Below are 16777 nucleotides of genomic sequence, written 5' to 3'. Positions count from 1 at the left end.
GCCCGTCCTTTACAGGAAGATGGCGGCAAAGACGGCATAGACGAGCGCCGCCAGCAGCGCCGAGGCCGGCACGGTGACGACCCAGGCCGCGACGATGGTGAGGAAATGCGAGCGCCGCACCAGCCGGCGGTGCTGGATCTCGTCCGCGCTGCGTTGCACCGCCGCCTTGAACTCGGTCTGCCCGGTCTTCTTGCGTACATACTCAAGCCGAAGTTTCGAATGTCGGGTGAACCATTCGCGGAAGAAGCCGATGCCGAAGACGGCGCCGACGGCGATATGGGTGGTCGAGATCGGCAGGCCGAGCGTGGAGGCGATGAGCACGGTGATGGCGGTGCCAAGCGCCACGCAATAGGCCCGCATCGGATTGAGCTTAGTGATCTCCTCGCCCACCACCGAGATCAGCTTCGGCCCGTAGAAGATCAGCCCGCAGGAAATGCCGAGCGCGCCGATCAGCAGCACCCAGAAGGGCACGGCCGCCGCCATCGCCGGTCCGCCGGGGCCGACATTGGCGACGATGGAGGAAAGGGGGCCGACGGCGTTCGACACATCATTCGATCCATGCGCGAACGACAGCAGCGCGGCGGAAAAGATCAACGGCAGGCGAAAGAGCGGACGCAGGGCCTGGTTGCGGTTTTCGAGCCCGACAGCCTGGCGTGCGATGACCATGCGCGCCAGCGGATAGGTCAGCGCGAAGACGGCAAGGCCGATCGCCAGCCCGCTCAACGGCGCGATCGCGTAGACCCTCTCCATGCCGACCATTGCGAAATAGGCGGCAAAGGTGCCGCTCATCAGCGCGACGAGGATCGGCATCCAGCGCACGGCGGCGGCAATCTTGTCGTCGCGGTAGAGAATGAAGACCTTGAGGAAGAAGAGCAGGGCAGCGGCCACCGCACCGCCGAGAAAGGGCGAGACGATCCAGCTTAAGGTAATGCCGCCGAGCGACAGCCAGTGGACGGAGGAAAAACCGACCGCCGCGACGCCGGCCCCGAGAATGCTGCCGACGAGAGAATGGGTGGTGGAGATCGGCGCGTTCAGCCAGGTGGCAAGATTGATCCAGACGGCCGCCGAGACCAGGGCCGCCATCATCACCCACACCAGCATCTCCCCGGTCGGGAAGGCGCTCGCCTCGACGATCCCGCCTTCGATGGTGGACACGACCCGCCCGCCCGCGAAGACAGCGCCGGCGATTTCGAACACGGCGGCGATGCCGAGCGCCAGCGGCAGGCTGATCGCGCGCGCACCGACGGCGGCGCCGACATTGTTCGTCACGTCGTTTGCGCCGATATTCATCGCCATATAGGCGCCGATCGCCGCCGCGGCGATGATGACGATGGCGCCGGGCGAGCCGGTGACCGCGCCGGCCGCCATCACCATGGCCAGAATCAGCATGATCAGTCCGAAGCCGATCCCGACCGAGCCGCGCAGCACATGGTTCGAGGCAGCCTCCTGCAGGGAGAGCTTGTCGAGATCCTTGTCCAGCGTCGGTTTTTCCAGAAAATGCGCCATCGGTCCTGTCGGTCGTCGCGGCGCGGATGCGCAGCGAATCATTGGGGTCTATTAAAGCATGGCAGCCGAGGCGCGGTCAGCGTCTTGCGGAACGGACGGCAATGATCGCGCTCAAGCGCGACCGGCGCTAGCCTTGGAAGGGTTGAACGTGGGGAGGCGCTCCCCGCGAGCGCAGGTCCGGCTCTAGCCGGCGGCGGAGCGCGGCGGGTCCTGCTGGTCCGCCTTCATCGTTTCCAGAAGCTTGGTCTGGAAATCGAGGATCAGCGTGCGCAGGCTCGGCTCGGCGACATTGCCGGCCGCTTCGGTGAAGCTCATCCATTCGAGCCGGCGGCTGCCCTTTTCGGGGAAGCGCTTGGCCATGTCGAAGACGACGAGAGGGTAGACCTTGACCATGACCGACAGTTTGAGCCCGTTGCTCATGCGCTTGTCGTAATGATAGGCGCCGATCGAATCCGGGGAGACCTCGCCCTTCACGCCCGCTTCCTCCCACGCTTCGCGGGCCGCGACCTCGTGGGAACAGCGGTTTTCCATCGGCCAGCCCTTCGGGATCACGAAGCGGCCCGTGTCGCGGCTGGTGATCAACAGCATCTCGGGCATCGCGCTCTTTTTGCGGAAGCGATAGCACAGGGCTGCAAACTGGACCCGCTCGGGACGGCGAAACATCAGGCGGACCTCCGAAAGAAGGCTGTCGATCAGGTTCAATTCAAGGTGGTCCTTTCCGGAATCATGCAGCGACGCGGGAGAGATCCATCATGCTCTTGCCTGCGGCGCGTGTGAATATCGGTATTTGACGTAGATAGGGCGGCCAGCGGTGCTTTTGTAGGCTGCGCCGGCTGGAACCGTCCTCATGCGTACACGCTGCAGTCGGTTTAAGCACTGTTTCGACCGACACGGGCCCGCCCAAACGCGACCCTGCCGACCTGCATCTCCGCCCGACGGCAACCGGGCGAAGACTGTAGGTTTATACTTACCGCCCAAGCCTTGCCCGGGCCTGCCGTTCTGCGGGGTTCAGCCGCCGAAGATCGTGCGCAGGAAGTCCACGCCGCGATCGTCGAAGGAAACGGCGCCCTGCTTGTTGCCGGGGCCGACCACGATGACCTTGGTGCCGATAGAGGTGCGGGCATAGAGGTGCTCCACATCTTCGTTCATCATGCGGATGCAGCCCGAGGACATGTTCTGGCCGATGCTCCAGGGCTGGTTGGTGCCGTGGATGCGGAAGCCGGAATCGCTCTTGCCCTTGTAGAGATAGAGCGCACGCGCGCCGAGCGGGTTGTCGATTCCGCCGGGCTGGAAGGCCGGCAGGATATGCCCCTTCTTGCGCTCGCGGGCGATCATTTCCGGCGGCGGCGTCCAGCCGGGCCATTCCGCCTTGCGCTGCACCTTCACCACGCCCGACCAGCCGAAGCCCTCGCGCCCGACGCCGATGCCGTAGCGCGTCGCCTTCTTCGGCCCTTCGACCAGATAGAGGAACTTGTTGTTCGTATCGACGATGATGGTGCCCGGCGCCTCGTTCGTCTGCAGCCGCACCTTGGTGCGCCAGAATTTGCTGGCGGGCTTGCGCGGCTGCGCCGCAACCGGCGTCACGGCACTCACACCGTTTGCCACTGCGGGCCGCTCCAGCGTTACCGCGCCCGCCGTCTGGGCGCCGAGCACCAGCGTCGCCGCCACCACGGCCAGAAGCCGCTTGGCCCTGCTCGAACCTGTTGTCATCGTCATCGTCTGTCCCTCTTCAACCCGTCTGCCACGCCGGCCGGTGCTGTTTGCAGCCCGCCGGATGTGGCGGACAACCGTAAGTCACAAATTTCGCTCGGCAAGTCCGAGCCGCCTCGCAAGGGCCGAATGTGATCGGCCGATCCGTTCCCAGTGCCGCCCCTGTTGCGCAAAGGACACGCGGCGCGCCTCCGCCGCGTGTCCCTCCTGCTCAGATGACCTTTACCGTCGTGCCGACCTTCACGCGCTCGTAGAGATCGGTCACGTCTTCATTGCGCATGCGGATGCAGCCGGAGGAGACGGCATAGCCGATCGTCCAGGGCGCATTGGTGCCGTGGATCCGGTAGAGCGTCGAGCCGAGATACATGGCGCGCGCGCCGAGCGGATTGGCCGGTCCGCCCTCCATGGAGGCGGGGAGATAATGCCCCTTGGCGGCTTCGCGCGCCCGCATCTCGGAGGGCGGCGTCCAGGTCGGCCATTCGGCCTTGCGGGTCACCCGGTGGGTGCCGGCCCATTCGAAGCCCGGCTTGCCGACTCCGACGCCGTAGCGCCGGGCCTGGCCATCGCCCTCCACGAGGTAGAGAAAACGATTGTTGGTGTCGATGACGATCGTGCCCGGCTTTTCCGCGCTGTGATAGGCAACGGTCTGCGGCAGGAACTGCGGGTCGATCGGGCGCACCGGCCGTTCGGCCGGCGCAAGGCCGATCGGCTGAACCTGGGCCCGCCGCGGCTTGAACAGCGGCTGGCGCGCGGCCGGCACCTGTCCGACCCGGACGCCGGGCGGGGCTTCGAAGCTCATGCGCGCGGGCGGCGCCTGGCGCAGCAGCACCTGGCGGCGCGGCGAACGGACCGCGCCCGCCGGAGCGCCGGCGCCCAGCTGCATGAGCCAGGGCGCCGTCAGGTCGGGGCTGACGATCACCGGCGGCCGGTCGCCATAGCGCCCGCGCTGATCGGCCGCGGCCGTATCGGCCAGGATCAGCGACAGAGCGGAGGTGAGGAGAAGCAGGATCTTCATCGGAACACTCGTTTCGTCTCGGGAACATCGTCGCCACGAAGGCGGGCCTTCGCCCTGCCGGGCTTCGGTCAGGCAAAACCTCTCACCCCCGCGGACTCGGAAGCGTAAACGGCAGGGCAGGAAGCGGGTGTCGGAGGATGAAACCTTCCGGTAGGGTTATCGCCAGCTTGTCAGGCATGGTTGACGCCGGGTGAACGCCAGGCGCGAAAAGGCGAGGAGGATGCAGATGGATGGATTGCTGGAAGGCACGGATGGCGTGGTGCGCTGCGCCTGGCCGGCCAATCTGCCGGACTATCTCCACTATCATGACACCGAATGGGGCGTGCCGGTCGATGAAGACCGGCGGCTGTTCGAGAAGATCTGCCTGGAAGGCTTCCAGTCCGGCCTTTCCTGGCTGACGATCCTGCGCAAGCGCGAGGCCTTCCGCGCGGCCTTCGCGGGATTCGACATCGACGCCGTCGCCGCCTTCACCGAGGCGGATGTGGCGCGCTGTCTCGCCGATGCCGGCATCGTCCGCCATCGCGGCAAGATCGTCTCGACCATCAACAATGCCCGCCGCGCCCAGGCGCTGCGGGCGGAATTCGGGTCGCTCGCCGCCTATTTCTGGTCGCACGAGCCGGGGCCCGACACACGGCCGGACAGGATGACTCTGGAGGTGCTGCGCGCCAATCCGACCACGCCGGTCTCGATCAGGATTTCGAAGGATTTGAAGACGCGCGGCTGGACCTTCGTCGGCCCGACGACGATCTATGCCTTCATGCAGGCCATGGGCCTGGTCAACGACCATCTGGAGGGCTGCGCCTGCCGGGAGCGGATCGAGGCGCTGCGGGCGGGCTTCGTCCGGCCCGTGTCGGTCACGGCCGCTTCGAAAAGCTGATGCCGAGAAGACCGAGGCCGGCCAGCACCAGCACGCCGCCGATCACCAGCCATTGCGTCTGGCCGGTCATGAAACTGCCGCCGACAAGCCCCACGCCCTGCAGGGCCCAGAGCCCGCCCAGCACGAGACAGATGATCCCGGCAATCCGCGAAACACGCTGCATGGGCTGACTTCCCTTCTTGCCGCCGGCCTTCGCCAAGCCGCTCCCTTGTCCTGGAAGCGCGCCGTTCAGCCGCGGCGCGCCTCCCTTGTGCTGGAGAGGGGCTTTAGCCGCCGTTGCGCGCCAGCCAGGCCTTCATCTCGGCGATCTCCTTTTCCTGCGCCGTGATGATGTCTTGCGCAAGGGTCTTGAGTTCGGGGTCGCTGCCATAGCGCAGTTCCACCCTGGCCATGTCGATCGCCCCCTGGTGGTGGGCGATCATGCCGCGAACGAAATCGACGTCCGGCTTGCCGGTATAGGTGATCGCCATGCCGGCATGCATTTTGGCGTTGGCGGCCGCAAAGGCCTGGCTGGATTCGCCCTGGTCGCCCTTCGGCATCGCCATGCCGGCATCGCCGTTCATGGCGATGCCGTCCATCATCGTGCCGTCCATGGCATGACCATTATGGGAGGCGTCCTCGGCTGCGGCCGGAGCGAGGCCAAGCGGGGTGGTGAAGGCGGCGAAAGCAAGCCATGCGCCGGCCACGGCCGCGCGCGTCGTCAGTCTGGAAGACATGGATGTCTCCTTTGTCCATGCTGATTGAAGGAATGTTCGGTCAGGCGGGACAGGCAGGCTTGGGGGGCGGCACACGGGGCGCCGGCGCGCGCGCGGCGAGCGTCGTCTCGCAGGGGCGCGGGAAGATCGGCCTGTAGGCTGGCGGAACGGGCGCTGCCGTCTCCTCCGCCTGGACCGCGAAACAGGCCGCGCAGAGCATGGGATGGGTGGTACGATGCCCCGAGCAATCGCGGCATGCGGGCTGGCCCGCCGCCGCATGTCCCTGTGCGCCGTGGTGTCCTTCACCGGTCGCATGATGGGAATGCGCGCCGCCCTCATGCCCCGGCAGTTGCGCCAGCGCCGGCATCCACCCTGAAAGGATGGCGCAGAGCACGGCAAGGGCGAGAGCGAAGCGGCGCATCGAGGCACCATAGACCCTTCTGGGGCGAATGAAAGGCCGCGGCGCGCTTATCCCGTCCCCCTGCCCAACCTTGCCGCTCAACCCAGGCGCCCAGCCCGCCCGTCCAGCCCGGCGGCGGACCGGCGGCAAGGCTTGCCGGGCAAAGCCCTTTCGGCTAGGGAAGGCGCCGTTCCCGATCCCCGCCTGCCGAAGGTTCGATCCTCATGAGCGACAAGAAGAAAAAGCCTCAGAAGCTCAAGGCGCGCCTGCCGCGCGGCTTTGTCGACCGCTCCGCCGCCGATATCCGCGCCGTCGATGAAATGGTGGCCAAGATCCGCGCCGTCTACGAGCGCTATGGCTTCGATCCGGTGGAAACTCCGCTCTTCGAATATACCGATGCGCTCGGCAAGTTCCTGCCCGACAGCGACCGCCCGAACGAGGGCGTCTTTTCGCTGAAGGACGACGACGAGCAGTGGATGAGCCTGCGCTACGACCTGACCGCGCCGCTCGCCCGCTATGTCGCCGAAAACTTCAACGAGATCCAGCTGCCCTATCGCAGCTACCGCGCCGGCTGGGTGTTCCGCAACGAAAAGCCGGGCCCGGGGCGCTTCCGCCAGTTCATGCAGTTCGATGCCGATACGGTCGGCGCCAGCGGCGTCCAGGCGGATGCCGAAATGTGCATGATGATGGCCGACACGATGGAAGCGCTCGGCATCGCGCGCGGCGACTATGTGATCCGCGTGAACAACCGCAAGGTCTTCGACGGCGTGCTCGACGGCATCGGCCTTTCCGGCGAAGACAATGCCGGCCGCCGGCTGACCGTGCTGCGCGCCATCGACAAGCTCGACAAGTTCGGCTTGGAAGGCGTGCGCCTGTTGCTCGGTGCCGGACGCAAGGACGAAAGCGGCGACTTCACCAAAGGCGCGGGCCTTTCCGAAGAGGCGATCGCCAGCGTCCTCGCCTATCTCGCCCAGGATGACTACCACCCATCGAGCGATCTTTACACGCAGGGCATCGAAGAGTTGACGCAGATCGAAGCACTGGTGCGCGCCGGCGGCTATGGGGCCGATCGCATCAAGATCGACCCCTCCGTCATCCGCGGCCTCGAATATTACACCGGTCCGGTCTTCGAGGCGGAGCTTACCTTCCCCGTGACCAACGAGAAGGGTGAGACGGTGGTGTTCGGCTCGGTCGGCGGCGGCGGGCGCTATGATGGGCTCGTCTCGCGTTTCATGGGCCAGCCGGTGCCGGCCACCGGTTTCTCCATCGGCGTCTCGCGGCTGATGACCGCCTTGAAGAACCTCGGCAAGCTCGGCACGGACGAGGTGCTGGCCCCGGTCGTCGTCTGCGTCATGGACCGTGACATCGAGGCGCTCGGCCGCTACCAGCGCTTCACCCAGGCGCTGCGCCATGCCGGCATCCGTGCCGAAATGTACCAGGGCAACAAGAAGAATTTCGGCGACCAGCTGAAATATGCTGACCGCCGCGGCGCGCCGCTCGCCATCATCCAGGGCTCCAGCGAGCGCGAGACGGGCGCGGTGCAGATCAAGGACCTGATCGAGGGCAAGCGACTGTCGGGCGAGATCGAGGACAACGCCGCCTGGCGCGAGGCCCGTGTCGCCCAGGTCTCCGTGCCGGAAGACGCGCTGGTCGAGAAGGTCAAGGAGATGCTCGCCGCCCAGGCCGAGGACCGCGCCCGGAGCGCTCCGTGACCACCCCCGTCGCGCCATCGGCCCCCGTCGCGCCATCGGCCCCCAAGTCCCCCTCTGCCTGCCGGCATCTCCCCCACAAGGGGGGAGAGGGCTGGGGGCGCTCGCTACGTGCCCTGTCTGACGTCTGCGGGTCGGCGCTCGCGCAAACCGCAATGCACCCGGCATCTTGCAGACCTCCAACCCCTCTCCTGGCAGGCGCCCGCCTCACGGTCTCTCGCCCCTTGTGGGGGAGATGGGCGGCAGGGCAGAGGGGGGCTAGCGTTGGTGCGTCAGCCTCTGCCTTTGGGGCGCGCAGCGCATGAGCCTCGTCGATCTTCCCGATTTCGCTCCCGCCCTTCTGGCCGAATTCGCCGTGCGCTCGGCCGAGCGGGTCAATACGCCGGTGATCCAGCCGGCCGATCCCTTTCTCGACATGGCGGGCGAGGATCTGCGGCGGCGAATCTTTCTGACCGCCAGCGAGACCGGCGCCAATTTGTGCCTGCGTCCCGAATTCACGATCCCCGTCTGCCTGCGCCATATCGAAACGGCGACGGGCACGCCGAAGCGCTACGCCTATCTGGGCGAAGTGTTTCGCCAGCGGCGCGGCGGGGCGGAGGAGTTCTACCAGGCCGGCATCGAAGATCTCGGCGAGCGTGACACGGCGACGGCCGATGCGCGCGCGATCCTCGACGCCAGCCAGATCCTCGGCCAGCTGCTGCCTGAACGCCGTCTCCAGGTGACGCTCGGCGACCAGGCGGTCTTCGAAGCCGTGATCCAGGCGCTCGGCCTGCCGCTCGGCTGGCGCAAGCGGCTGATCCAGGCCTTCGGCGACCGCGCCCAGCTCGACCAGTTGCTCGACCGCCTGGCCCGGCCGCAGCCCATGCCGGGTCTCGATCCGGAGACGGAAGCCCTGTTGTCCTCCGGCGACGAGGCCGAGCTTGTCGCCCGGCTCGCGGCGCGCATGGAGGCGACCGGCTATTCCACCAATGCCAGCCGCTCGCCGCTGGAGATTGCCCGGCGGCTCAAGGAGAAGCGCGATCTCGCCGAAACGCGGCTGGACGGCACGGCGCTGCTTCTGCTGCGCGAATTCCTGACGCTGGAACTGCCGCTCTGCGAAGCGCCGGCCGCGCTGGCGGGCTTTGCCGATGCGGCGGGCCTGCGCCTTGCCAGTGCGCTTGCCCCTTTCGCCGCGCGTCTCGCCGCGCTCGAGACGCTCGGGGCCGATCTTTCCGTCATGACCTACCGCGCCGCCTTCGGCCGCCCGCTCGATTACTATACCGGCCTCGTCTTCGAGATCGCCGAGCCGGGCGCCACGGAGGTTCTGGCGGGCGGCGGCCGCTTCGACCGGCTGATGACGCTGCTTGGCGCGCGGGACCATATTCCGGCCGTCGGCTTCGCCCTCTGGCTCGACCGGATCGGCGCATTGCGCGACGGCGCCGACAGCATGAGGGGGCCGGCATGACGCTGACCATCGCATTGCCCTCCAAGGGCCGCATGAAGGAGGAGGCCTCGGCCATCTTCCAGCGCGCCGGGCTGAAGATCGTCGTCATCGGCAATGATCGCTCCTATCGCGGCCGGCTGGAGGGGATCGACGATGTTGAGATCGCCTTTCTTTCGGCGTCCGAAATTGCGCGAGAGCTCGGCGCCGGCGCGGTGGATTTCGGTGTCACCGGCGAGGATCTGGTGCGCGAAGGCATGCCCGAGGCCGACCGCCGCGTCGAGATCTGCGTTCCGCTCGGCTTCGGCCATGCCGATGTCGTGGTGGCCGTGCCTGATCTCTGGCTCGATGTCGACAGCATGGCCGACCTCGGCGATGTCGCGGCCGATTTCCGCGCCCGCCACGGCCGCCGCCTGGCGATCGCCACGAAGTACTGGCGGCTTACCCAATCCTTCTTCTCCGGCAGCCACGGCATCCAGCTCTACCGCATCGTCGAGAGCCTCGGCGCAACGGAGGGGGCCCCGGCCTCCGGCTCGGCCGATATCATCGTCGACATCACCTCGACCGGCGCGACCTTGCGCGCCAACCACCTCAAGATCCTGGAAGACGGCATCATCCTGCGCTCCCAGGCCTGCCTGATCCGCGCCCGCAAGCCCGCCCACGAGGCGGACGCTCGGGTGCGCGAGATCGTGGAGCGGGTGCGCAGGGCGGTCTAGGCGAGGGGCGATTCCGGGGACCGGAAACGGGCGTGCCGCCTCGTCGCCAGCGCTGCGGGAAGCGGCGCGAGAGGCTGGGAAAGGCAAAACCCTCCGCCTTGTTTCGCCCCGCCGACACCCCTATCTCCAGCGTCTCATCCCGCCGCCCCCTCCCGCCGCAAGGAACCCGTCCATGGCTGATCTCTCCGCTTTTCCCATCACCACCCGCTGGCCGGCCACCCGGCCGGATGTCATCCAGCTCTATTCGCTGCCGACGCCGAATGGCGTGAAGATCTCGATCGCGCTCGAGGAACTGGGGCTCGACTACGAGCCGCATCTCATCAATTTCTCCAGCAACGACCAGAAGTCGCCGGAATTCGTGTCGCTCAATCCGAACGGCCGCATCCCGGCGATCATCGATCCGAACGGGCCGGAGGGGCAGCCGATCGGCCTGTTCGAATCCGGCGCCATCCTGGTCTATCTCGCGGAGAAGACCGGCCGGCTGCTGCCGGCCAGCGCGGCCGGGCGGTACGAGACGCTGTGCTGGGTCATGTTCCAGATGGGCGGCGTCGGGCCGATGTTCGGGCAGTTCGGCCATTTCTTCAAATATGCGGCCGACAAGGTCGCCAACAATTCCTATCCCATGGAGCGCTATCGCGACGAGGCCAAGCGCCTGCTCTCGGTGCTCGAAGCGCGGCTTGAGGGCCGGCAGTGGCTGATGGGCGACGACTACACGATCGCCGACATCGCCACCTTCCCCTGGATCGAGGGCGCGCGGAAGTTCTACGGCGGCGACCAGGTGCTGGAGTATGACCGCTTCCCGAATGTCATGGCCTGGGTCGATCGCGGCCTGGCGCGCCCGGCGGTGCAGAAGGGCATGGACATTCCGAAGCGCGATTGAACCGGCTCGCGTTCCCAAAGAGCGAAACGCCTCTTTCTCCCGCCATGCACGGCCCCGCCTCTGTTGACCCTGGGCGGGCCGACGCGTTAGGTCTCCGCCAGACAGGTGCGGGAGATTGGATGTGACGGGTAGGCTGGTTGTCGTTGGTGGCGGGCAGGCGGGCTTTGCCCTGATCGCGAAACTGCGGGCGCTCAGCGACACGCGGCCGATCACGCTGGTTGCCGGCGAGGCGAGCCTGCCCTATCAGCGCCCGCCGCTCTCCAAGAAATATCTCACCCGCGACATGACGCTCGACCGGCTGATCTACCGGCCGGAGAGCTGGTATCACGACAACCGGATCGAGCTCCGCCTCTCCACCCGCGTGACCGCGATCGACCGCGCGGCGCGCAGCCTCGCGCTCTCCTCCGGCGACATGCTTGCCTATGACACGCTGGTGCTCGCCACCGGCGCCACGCCCCGCCATCTGCCGGAAAGCCTGGGTGGCGCGCTGGACGGCGTCTACACCCTGCGCGATTTTGCCGATGCCGATCGCCTGGCCGAGGCCTTGCAGCCGGGAAAGCGGGCGCTGATCATCGGCGGCGGCTATATCGGGCTGGAAGCCGCAGCGGTCGCGCGCTCGCTCGGCCTCACGGTGACGCTGATCGAAATGGCAGACCGGATCCTTCAGCGCGTTGCCGCCCCCGCCACCTCCGATCTGGTGCGGGCGCTGCACCAGGCGCGTGGTGTCGATCTGCGCGAGGGCACGGGCCTGCGCGCGCTGATCGGCACGGAGGGGCGGCTGGCCGCCGCGCTGTTGAGCGACGGGACCGAGCTGCCGATCGATCTTGCCATTGTCGGCATCGGTGTCACGGCGAACGACGCCCTGGCGCGGGAGGCCGGGCTTGCCACCGCCAATGGTGTGGTGGTGGACGCGGAGGCCCGCACCGCCGACCCATCCATCTTCGCCATCGGCGACTGCGCGGTGCTGCCCTTCGGCGGAATGATGGTCCGGCTCGAATCCGTGCAGAATGCAGTCGACCAGGCCGAAGCCCTGGCGGCGATCCTGACAGGCGGAACGGAGCCCTACCACCCCAAGCCGTGGTTCTGGTCCGACCAATATGACGCCAAGCTGCAGATCGCCGGCTTCGGCCTCGGCCATGACCACACGGTGACCCGGCCCGGCACCCGCCCGGGCAGCGCCTCGGTCTGGTACTTCCGCGAGGGGCGGCTCATCGCGGTCGATGCCATCAACGACGCCAAGGCCTATGTGGTGGGCAAGAAGCTGATCGAATCCGGGCTCAGCCCCACGCCCGAACAGGCCGCCGATCCGGCCGCCGACCTCAAGGCGCTGCTGGGCTGAGAGCGGACTGCCAAGGCAGTCATGGTTTCGCCCGCCACCAGCTTCACGAGAGCCATTTTTGCTGCCGAACGGGCGAAATCCACCCGATTGTTCCAGGACGATCTGGAACCGGCTTTGTCACCCTGCCTTTCCGGGTTCAGGAGCCTTGATGAGAACGCAGCCGGCGATCCTGTCGTAGAAGGTCTGTCCCCGCCAGAAAAGAAAGGGCAATAGCCACCAGATATGCCCGACGATGAAGAGAACGACGGCTGGGAGCAGAATGGGCGGGACAATCGTTGGGCCGGCATCCCAAAACGCTTGCATCATGCGGAGTTGAAACCAGTAATCTCCGTCCCATGCGATGGCTGCAGTCATGATCAACATATATAAGGTGGAGGCGATGAACGGGGCGAATTTAAGGATCTCGCGCTTGGCGTTTCTCCGGATCCCCGGCGGGGTGCCATCCAGCTGTAGAATACGCAGCCGCATCAGCCGCTTCCCCGGCGTTCGTCGACCGTTGGCCGACAGGATCACAAGAGCCGCGAATGCTAGGGTTCCTAGCACGAGCAGAAAAACGCTGCCGACGACAATTGAGTTCGGCTGAGCCGCCTCCGGTGAAGCGCGACCGCTTTCATCAATTTGTACGGAGTTTGACTCACCCGCTCGTCCGAGGCCGTTCTGGGTCTGCGGGCTGGGAGTCGCGCTCGGCTGGTCGAGCGGCTCGTTGGTTGCGCAGGCGAACGTGCGCGGCATTTCGCTGCCCTGCAGTGGCGCTTCCTGATCCATTCTTTTGTTCAGTTCATTCAGCAGTTCTGGAGGGCAGTTCGTGCTGGATGGTGGAAGGTTCTCCCCGCCAAAAAAGAGCGGTGTGATTATAGTCAGCACGGAAAGGATCAATTGAGCGGCAATATTGAGGACGAAACCATCGATTAGAAAGGCCAGACCCCGACGGAAGAAATGCCGCTCCGGCTTACCCTTGAGGACCATCTCGCCGGCTCCGCTTGCGCCCGTTGCTTCGTCCAATCCAACCATCTCCTTCTGAATCATCTAATGCAGTATCAACTGAAATAAGGAATAAGGCAAGGGTTGGGGGACGGCGATTGCCGCACGAACGACAAAAGCTTCGGCGCGCTGCAGCTGGAAGCGCAAGAGTCGCACATGAAGCGACCGATGTGCTAAGCGCCGGGAAAACGGATTCGAAAGGCCGATATGCTCCCCTGGATCGAACTCGATAGCGCCGAAATTCCGGGCCTGGACGCGGTGGCCGGCGGGTCCACGCATCTCCGGCTGAAGCGGCGGGGAGACGAATTCTCGATCATGCTCGGCCCGACCGAGCTGATGAACAGCCGGTTGAGCGGCTCGGAAGAGGCATTGGCGACGCTGGCACAGGCAAGGATCGCCGAGCGCCCGCGGCCTGCCATGCTGATCGGCGGGCTCGGCATGGGCTTTACGCTGCGCGCGGCGCTCTCCGTCCTGCCGGAAGCGGCGAAGGTGACGGTTGCCGAACTGGTGCCGGCGGTGATCGCCTGGGCGCGCGGGCCGATGGCCCCGGTCTTCAAAGGCTGTCTGGAGGATGCGCGGGTGCGCCTGCACGAAGGCGATGTCGCAGCCCTGATCCGCAGCACGCCCGGCGCCTGGGATGCCATCCTGCTCGATGTCGACAATGGGCCGGACGGGCTGACCCGGGCCGGCAATGACAGGCTCTACAGCGCCGCCGGGCTTGCCGCCACCCACCGCGCCCTGACCCCTGGCGGCGTCCTCACCGTCTGGTCCTCCGCGCCCGATGCCGCCTTCACCCGCCGCCTGACCCAAGCCGGCTTCGCCGCAGAGGCGGTACCCGTCCGCGCCAACGGCAAACGCGGCGGCGCGCGCCATGTGGTCTGGGTGGCGGTCAAGCGGTAAGGGTACGAGGTAGGCGTCAGCTTTCGTCGGGTGACCTTGTCTCGGCTCGCATGCGCGCGAGCCGCTCGCAAAAGGCATCCACGCATTCCTGCGGGTAGCCGAGCAGGAACCCGGCGATCCGGTGGAGATCCTCCTCTGTGAACCCCGCAGCGATCAGATGCTCGCTAGGGCGCGTCATGAGGAAGCGTGCGAGCTTGCCGCGCCATGTTTCCCCCGGTTGACGATACCAGACCATTTCCGTCGTCGGTGGCGTCCAGGAGGCGGTCAGCTTGTCGAAGCGGCCTTCCGCCACGTGGGGCTCGAACTCATAACCCATATAAGTAGTTGGGTTTTTCAAGATCATTGCGGAGAGCTGGCTGCGCCCTCGTGTTCGATCAGGCCTTCCCCGTCCGGTGCCGTCAGCGTCACCACCTGATCTGCCGGCGTGATCACGCTGCGGCGGTGGGTGATGGCGAGGATGGTGACGGTGTCGGCGATCCGGCGGATGTGCTGCATGATGTCGGCTTCGGTCGCATCGTCCAGCGCGGCGCTGGCCTCGTCGAGAAAGAGCAGGGCCGGGTCCGCGTAAAGGGCGCGGGCGATCGCGATGCGCTGGCGCTCGCCGCCGGAAAGCTTCAGGCCGCGCTCGCCGACATTGGTGTCGAAGCCGTCGGGGAGGGCGAGGATGAAGGGGAGGATGGCGGCCTTGTCCGCTGCCTCGTGGAGCCGCGCCTCGTCGCGCGGGCGGCCGAGCAGGATGTTGTCGGCAAGGCTTTCGTTCAGGAGCACCACATCCTGCGGCACGATGGCGATCTGGCTTGTCCAGGCGGTGCTGTCGATGGTGGCGAGATCCGTTCCGTCGATCAGGATCCGTCCCTCGGTCGGTTCCAGCATCTTCAGTGCCAGCCGGAAGACGGTGGATTTGCCGGCACCGGTCTCGCCGACGAGGAAGGTGATCGCGCCACGCCGCGCCGAAAAGCTCAGCGGCGCCAGGCCGCGCCGTGTCTCGTAGCGATAGGCGACGGCCTCGAACCGCAGGCAGCCGGCGGAAAGCGGGGCGAGGGGCTGCGTTCCCGGCGCATCCATCTCGGGTGCAGCCCACATGCGCAGAATCGGCACGACCCGCGCCCTGGACCGGACAAGTGTGTCGATCGACTCGCCGACCATTTCGAAAGGGGCGTTCAACTGCAGAACCAGCATGTTGAAGAGCACGAGATCGCCAAGCGACAGGCTGCCGGCTTCATGGCGGGGCAACAGCAGCCAATAGGTGACAGCGAGCTGGATGGCGACGGTGACCCCCGAAAGGGTCACGAATGGCAACCGCCGCCCGATGAAGCGCAGGATATTGTCCCGTACGAGACGAGCGCTGGCGGCAAAGCGTTGGTTCAGCCAGTCCTGGCGCCCGAAAATCCTCAGTGTCTCCATGGCGCCGATGGCGTTGCCGACAAGCGAAGCAACGTCCTGTCCCGCCTCGATCGCGGCATCGAGATGCGGTCGCACGCGCTGGATGGCAATGACCGCAAGCGCGACGGAGACCGTGCCATGGACAGCGACGATGATCAGGATTTCCAGATCGATCTTCGCGCCGAGCGTCGCCACCGCCAACAGAATCTGCAGTCCGCCCGGGAGCAGGGCGACAAGCACAAGATCCGCAACCTGGGAGAGGGCCTGACACCCTTCCTGGCTGGCGCTCTGGATCTCGGCGGAGTTATGCTCGACGAAGAAGCCGCTGGTCTTGCGCAATACTCTCTCGAAGAAGCGCGTGTTGACGATGAAGCTGAGATTCTCCGCGCTCATAAAGGCAAGCGACTGGGCGATACGGGGAAGCGCCATCGACGCGCCGCTCAGCGCCGCATAGGCCAGGAAGCCGAGCAGCAGCGAGCGGGAAGGCCCCGCCTGCGACAGCGCGTCGACCAGCCGTGCGAACAGGATCGGCGCCGCCACCGAGACGAGGCTCGACAGGAGGATGGCGAGGAGCACGGCTGAAAGCAGCCATCGGTCCGCCTTGAGATAGGCGCGGGCAATCTCGACGATCGGGCGGAGACTCGATGATCTATCCATCAGGAAGGGCTAATTGACGATCTGCCGTCCGTCAATCCTGCGGCGACCTTTTGCTGCGGCGCCCCTTTGCTGTGGGACCGCCGGGCTGCGCCCGCAGACCGCCGCTCGCCCTCCGTCAGAGCTGGCGTTCGATCGCCGGCTTGTCGATCACCGAGAGAACCGTCCAGATCTTGCTGTCGCGATAGGTGTAGAAGACGTTTTCGGTGAAGGACACCGTCCGGCCATTGACGGGAAGGCCGAGGAACTCCCCTTTCGGCGTGCAGGTGAAGGAGAGCCGCGCCGCAAGATCCGGCGGCTCGCAGATCAGGAGCTCGACCTTGAAAGCAAGATCGGGAATGGCGGCCACATCGGCTTCCAGAAGCGCGCGATAGCCCGCAAGTCCGAGCGGACGGTCATTGTGACGCACGGAGTCATGCACGTGCTGGCCGAGTCTCGCCCAGTCCCGGGCGTTGAGGCAGTCGATATAGGCTTCGTAGAGGTCTTTGAGGTCGGTCATGGCCTGTCCTTTCCCGCCGTTCGCCGCTGGAAGATAAGCGCCGCAGGGCCGGCGGCGAGAGGGGCAGGCGGTTCGACGCGGCGGAGCGCAAGA

Annotated in this window: 18 protein-coding genes; 7 read left to right on the top strand and 11 right to left on the bottom strand. The window is 66.3% G+C overall.

Annotated features, from left to right (window positions below; all coding sequences use genetic code 11):
* Nucleotides 1-9: 9 nt before the first annotated feature.
* The 4 genes from U8330_RS13885 to U8330_RS13870 form a co-directional block, all read right to left on the bottom strand.
* On the bottom strand, nucleotides 10-1506 hold the full coding sequence (locus U8330_RS13885) for an inorganic phosphate transporter (RefSeq protein WP_323105850.1): 1497 nt from the start codon (nucleotides 1504-1506) through the stop codon (nucleotides 10-12).
* A 183-nt stretch (nucleotides 1507-1689) separates the two neighbouring features.
* Nucleotides 1690-2208 (bottom strand): NUDIX hydrolase, encoded by a 519-nt coding sequence (locus U8330_RS13880; RefSeq protein ID WP_323105849.1) that lies wholly within the window; start codon nucleotides 2206-2208, stop codon nucleotides 1690-1692.
* Nucleotides 2209-2514: 306 nt separating this feature from the next.
* Entirely contained in the window at nucleotides 2515-3222 is a 708-nt protein-coding gene (locus U8330_RS13875; RefSeq protein WP_416236860.1) for a L,D-transpeptidase, read from the bottom strand.
* A 205-nt stretch (nucleotides 3223-3427) separates the two neighbouring features.
* On the bottom strand, nucleotides 3428-4231 hold the full coding sequence (locus U8330_RS13870) for a L,D-transpeptidase (protein WP_323105848.1): 804 nt from the start codon (nucleotides 4229-4231) through the stop codon (nucleotides 3428-3430).
* A gap of 220 nt (nucleotides 4232-4451) precedes the next feature.
* Here U8330_RS13870 and U8330_RS13865 point away from each other — a divergent pair, with 220 nt between their 5' ends.
* Nucleotides 4452-5108: a DNA-3-methyladenine glycosylase I gene (locus U8330_RS13865; RefSeq protein ID WP_323105847.1), complete on the top strand. Its 657-nt coding sequence runs from the start codon at nucleotides 4452-4454 to the stop codon at nucleotides 5106-5108.
* Here the strand turns inward: U8330_RS13865 and U8330_RS13860 are convergent.
* The 3 genes from U8330_RS13860 to U8330_RS13850 all read right to left on the bottom strand — a co-directional run bounded on the left by U8330_RS13860 (nucleotide 5086) and on the right by U8330_RS13850 (nucleotide 6224).
* On the bottom strand, nucleotides 5086-5271 hold the full coding sequence (locus U8330_RS13860; RefSeq protein WP_323105846.1) for a hypothetical protein: 186 nt from the start codon (nucleotides 5269-5271) through the stop codon (nucleotides 5086-5088). The two genes, U8330_RS13865 and U8330_RS13860, sit on opposite strands and share 23 nt — an antisense overlap.
* 103 nt (nucleotides 5272-5374) lie before the next feature.
* The gene (locus tag U8330_RS13855) at nucleotides 5375-5701 is read right to left on the bottom strand and encodes a DUF305 domain-containing protein (RefSeq protein WP_323107300.1); all 327 of its coding nucleotides are present in this window, start codon (nucleotides 5699-5701) and stop codon (nucleotides 5375-5377) included.
* A gap of 163 nt (nucleotides 5702-5864) precedes the next feature.
* A complete protein-coding gene (locus U8330_RS13850; protein WP_323105845.1) occupies nucleotides 5865-6224 on the bottom strand; it encodes a hypothetical protein in 360 nt (119 codons plus the stop codon).
* A gap of 203 nt (nucleotides 6225-6427) precedes the next feature.
* Here U8330_RS13850 and hisS point away from each other — a divergent pair, with 203 nt between their 5' ends.
* From hisS to U8330_RS13825, 5 genes are all read left to right on the top strand, one after another.
* Nucleotides 6428-7915, top strand: a complete 1488-nt coding sequence (gene hisS, locus U8330_RS13845) for a histidine--tRNA ligase (protein ID WP_323105844.1) — start codon at nucleotides 6428-6430, stop codon at nucleotides 7913-7915.
* A 298-nt stretch (nucleotides 7916-8213) separates the two neighbouring features.
* A complete protein-coding gene (locus tag U8330_RS13840) occupies nucleotides 8214-9356 on the top strand; it encodes an ATP phosphoribosyltransferase regulatory subunit (RefSeq protein ID WP_323105843.1) in 1143 nt (380 codons plus the stop codon).
* Nucleotides 9353-10048, top strand: a complete 696-nt coding sequence (gene hisG / locus U8330_RS13835) for an ATP phosphoribosyltransferase (RefSeq protein ID WP_323105842.1) — start codon at nucleotides 9353-9355, stop codon at nucleotides 10046-10048. The genes U8330_RS13840 and hisG overlap by 4 nt, the downstream gene beginning before the upstream one ends.
* Nucleotides 10049-10220: 172 nt before the next feature.
* Complete coding sequence (locus tag U8330_RS13830) at nucleotides 10221-10928, top strand: glutathione binding-like protein (RefSeq protein WP_323105841.1); 708 nt, start codon at nucleotides 10221-10223, stop codon at nucleotides 10926-10928.
* Nucleotides 10929-11049: 121 nt separating this feature from the next.
* On the top strand, nucleotides 11050-12267 hold the full coding sequence (locus U8330_RS13825) for an NAD(P)/FAD-dependent oxidoreductase (RefSeq protein ID WP_323105840.1): 1218 nt from the start codon (nucleotides 11050-11052) through the stop codon (nucleotides 12265-12267).
* Between the two features lie 117 nt (nucleotides 12268-12384).
* On the opposite strand, the gene U8330_RS13820 is transcribed toward U8330_RS13825, so the two are convergent.
* On the bottom strand, nucleotides 12385-13269 hold the full coding sequence (locus U8330_RS13820) for an RDD family protein (RefSeq protein WP_323105839.1): 885 nt from the start codon (nucleotides 13267-13269) through the stop codon (nucleotides 12385-12387).
* 186 nt (nucleotides 13270-13455) lie between these two features.
* Between U8330_RS13820 and U8330_RS13815 the strand changes: the two genes are divergently transcribed.
* Complete coding sequence (locus tag U8330_RS13815) at nucleotides 13456-14148, top strand: hypothetical protein (RefSeq protein ID WP_323105838.1); 693 nt, start codon at nucleotides 13456-13458, stop codon at nucleotides 14146-14148.
* 16 nt (nucleotides 14149-14164) lie between these two features.
* On the opposite strand, the gene U8330_RS13810 is transcribed toward U8330_RS13815, so the two are convergent.
* From U8330_RS13810 to U8330_RS13800, 3 genes are all read right to left on the bottom strand, one after another.
* The gene (locus U8330_RS13810) at nucleotides 14165-14464 is read right to left on the bottom strand and encodes a hypothetical protein (protein WP_323105837.1); all 300 of its coding nucleotides are present in this window, start codon (nucleotides 14462-14464) and stop codon (nucleotides 14165-14167) included.
* A 23-nt stretch (nucleotides 14465-14487) separates the two neighbouring features.
* Nucleotides 14488-16188, bottom strand: coding sequence for an ABC transporter ATP-binding protein (locus U8330_RS13805; RefSeq protein ID WP_323105836.1), 1701 nt, complete (start codon nucleotides 16186-16188; stop codon nucleotides 14488-14490).
* Nucleotides 16189-16303: 115 nt separating this feature from the next.
* Complete coding sequence (locus U8330_RS13800) at nucleotides 16304-16684, bottom strand: ester cyclase (RefSeq protein WP_323105835.1); 381 nt, start codon at nucleotides 16682-16684, stop codon at nucleotides 16304-16306.
* Nucleotides 16685-16777 lie beyond the last annotated feature (93 nt).

This window comes from Rhizobium sp. CC-YZS058 (genome assembly GCF_034720595.1).
Taxonomy (GTDB): Bacteria; Pseudomonadota; Alphaproteobacteria; order Rhizobiales; family Rhizobiaceae; genus Ferranicluibacter.
The sequence above is the reverse complement of the archived record's forward strand: the minus strand, read 5'-3'. Positions and strand labels throughout refer to the sequence as shown.

Coding starts and splice junctions, on each gene's coding strand:
- U8330_RS13885 (WP_323105850.1), bottom strand. CDS start 1,506: ATGGCGCATTTTCTGGAAAAACCGACGCTGGACAAGGATCTCGACAAG.
- U8330_RS13875 (WP_416236860.1), bottom strand. CDS start 3,222: ATGACGATGACAACAGGTTCGAGCAGGGCCAAGCGGCTTCTGGCCGTG.
- U8330_RS13870 (WP_323105848.1), bottom strand. CDS start 4,231: ATGAAGATCCTGCTTCTCCTCACCTCCGCTCTGTCGCTGATCCTGGCC.
- U8330_RS13865 (WP_323105847.1), top strand. CDS start 4,452: ATGCAGATGGATGGATTGCTGGAAGGCACGGATGGCGTGGTGCGCTGC.
- U8330_RS13860 (WP_323105846.1), bottom strand. CDS start 5,271: ATGCAGCGTGTTTCGCGGATTGCCGGGATCATCTGTCTCGTGCTGGGC.
- U8330_RS13855 (WP_323107300.1), bottom strand. CDS start 5,701: ATGGACGGCACGATGATGGACGGCATCGCCATGAACGGCGATGCCGGC.
- U8330_RS13850 (WP_323105845.1), bottom strand. CDS start 6,224: ATGCGCCGCTTCGCTCTCGCCCTTGCCGTGCTCTGCGCCATCCTTTCA.
- hisS (WP_323105844.1), top strand. CDS start 6,428: ATGAGCGACAAGAAGAAAAAGCCTCAGAAGCTCAAGGCGCGCCTGCCG.
- U8330_RS13840 (WP_323105843.1), top strand. CDS start 8,214: ATGAGCCTCGTCGATCTTCCCGATTTCGCTCCCGCCCTTCTGGCCGAA.
- hisG (WP_323105842.1), top strand. CDS start 9,353: ATGACGCTGACCATCGCATTGCCCTCCAAGGGCCGCATGAAGGAGGAG.
- U8330_RS13830 (WP_323105841.1), top strand. CDS start 10,221: ATGGCTGATCTCTCCGCTTTTCCCATCACCACCCGCTGGCCGGCCACC.
- U8330_RS13815 (WP_323105838.1), top strand. CDS start 13,456: ATGCTCCCCTGGATCGAACTCGATAGCGCCGAAATTCCGGGCCTGGAC.
- U8330_RS13810 (WP_323105837.1), bottom strand. CDS start 14,464: ATGGGTTATGAGTTCGAGCCCCACGTGGCGGAAGGCCGCTTCGACAAG.
- U8330_RS13805 (WP_323105836.1), bottom strand. CDS start 16,188: ATGGATAGATCATCGAGTCTCCGCCCGATCGTCGAGATTGCCCGCGCC.
- U8330_RS13800 (WP_323105835.1), bottom strand. CDS start 16,684: ATGACCGACCTCAAAGACCTCTACGAAGCCTATATCGACTGCCTCAAC.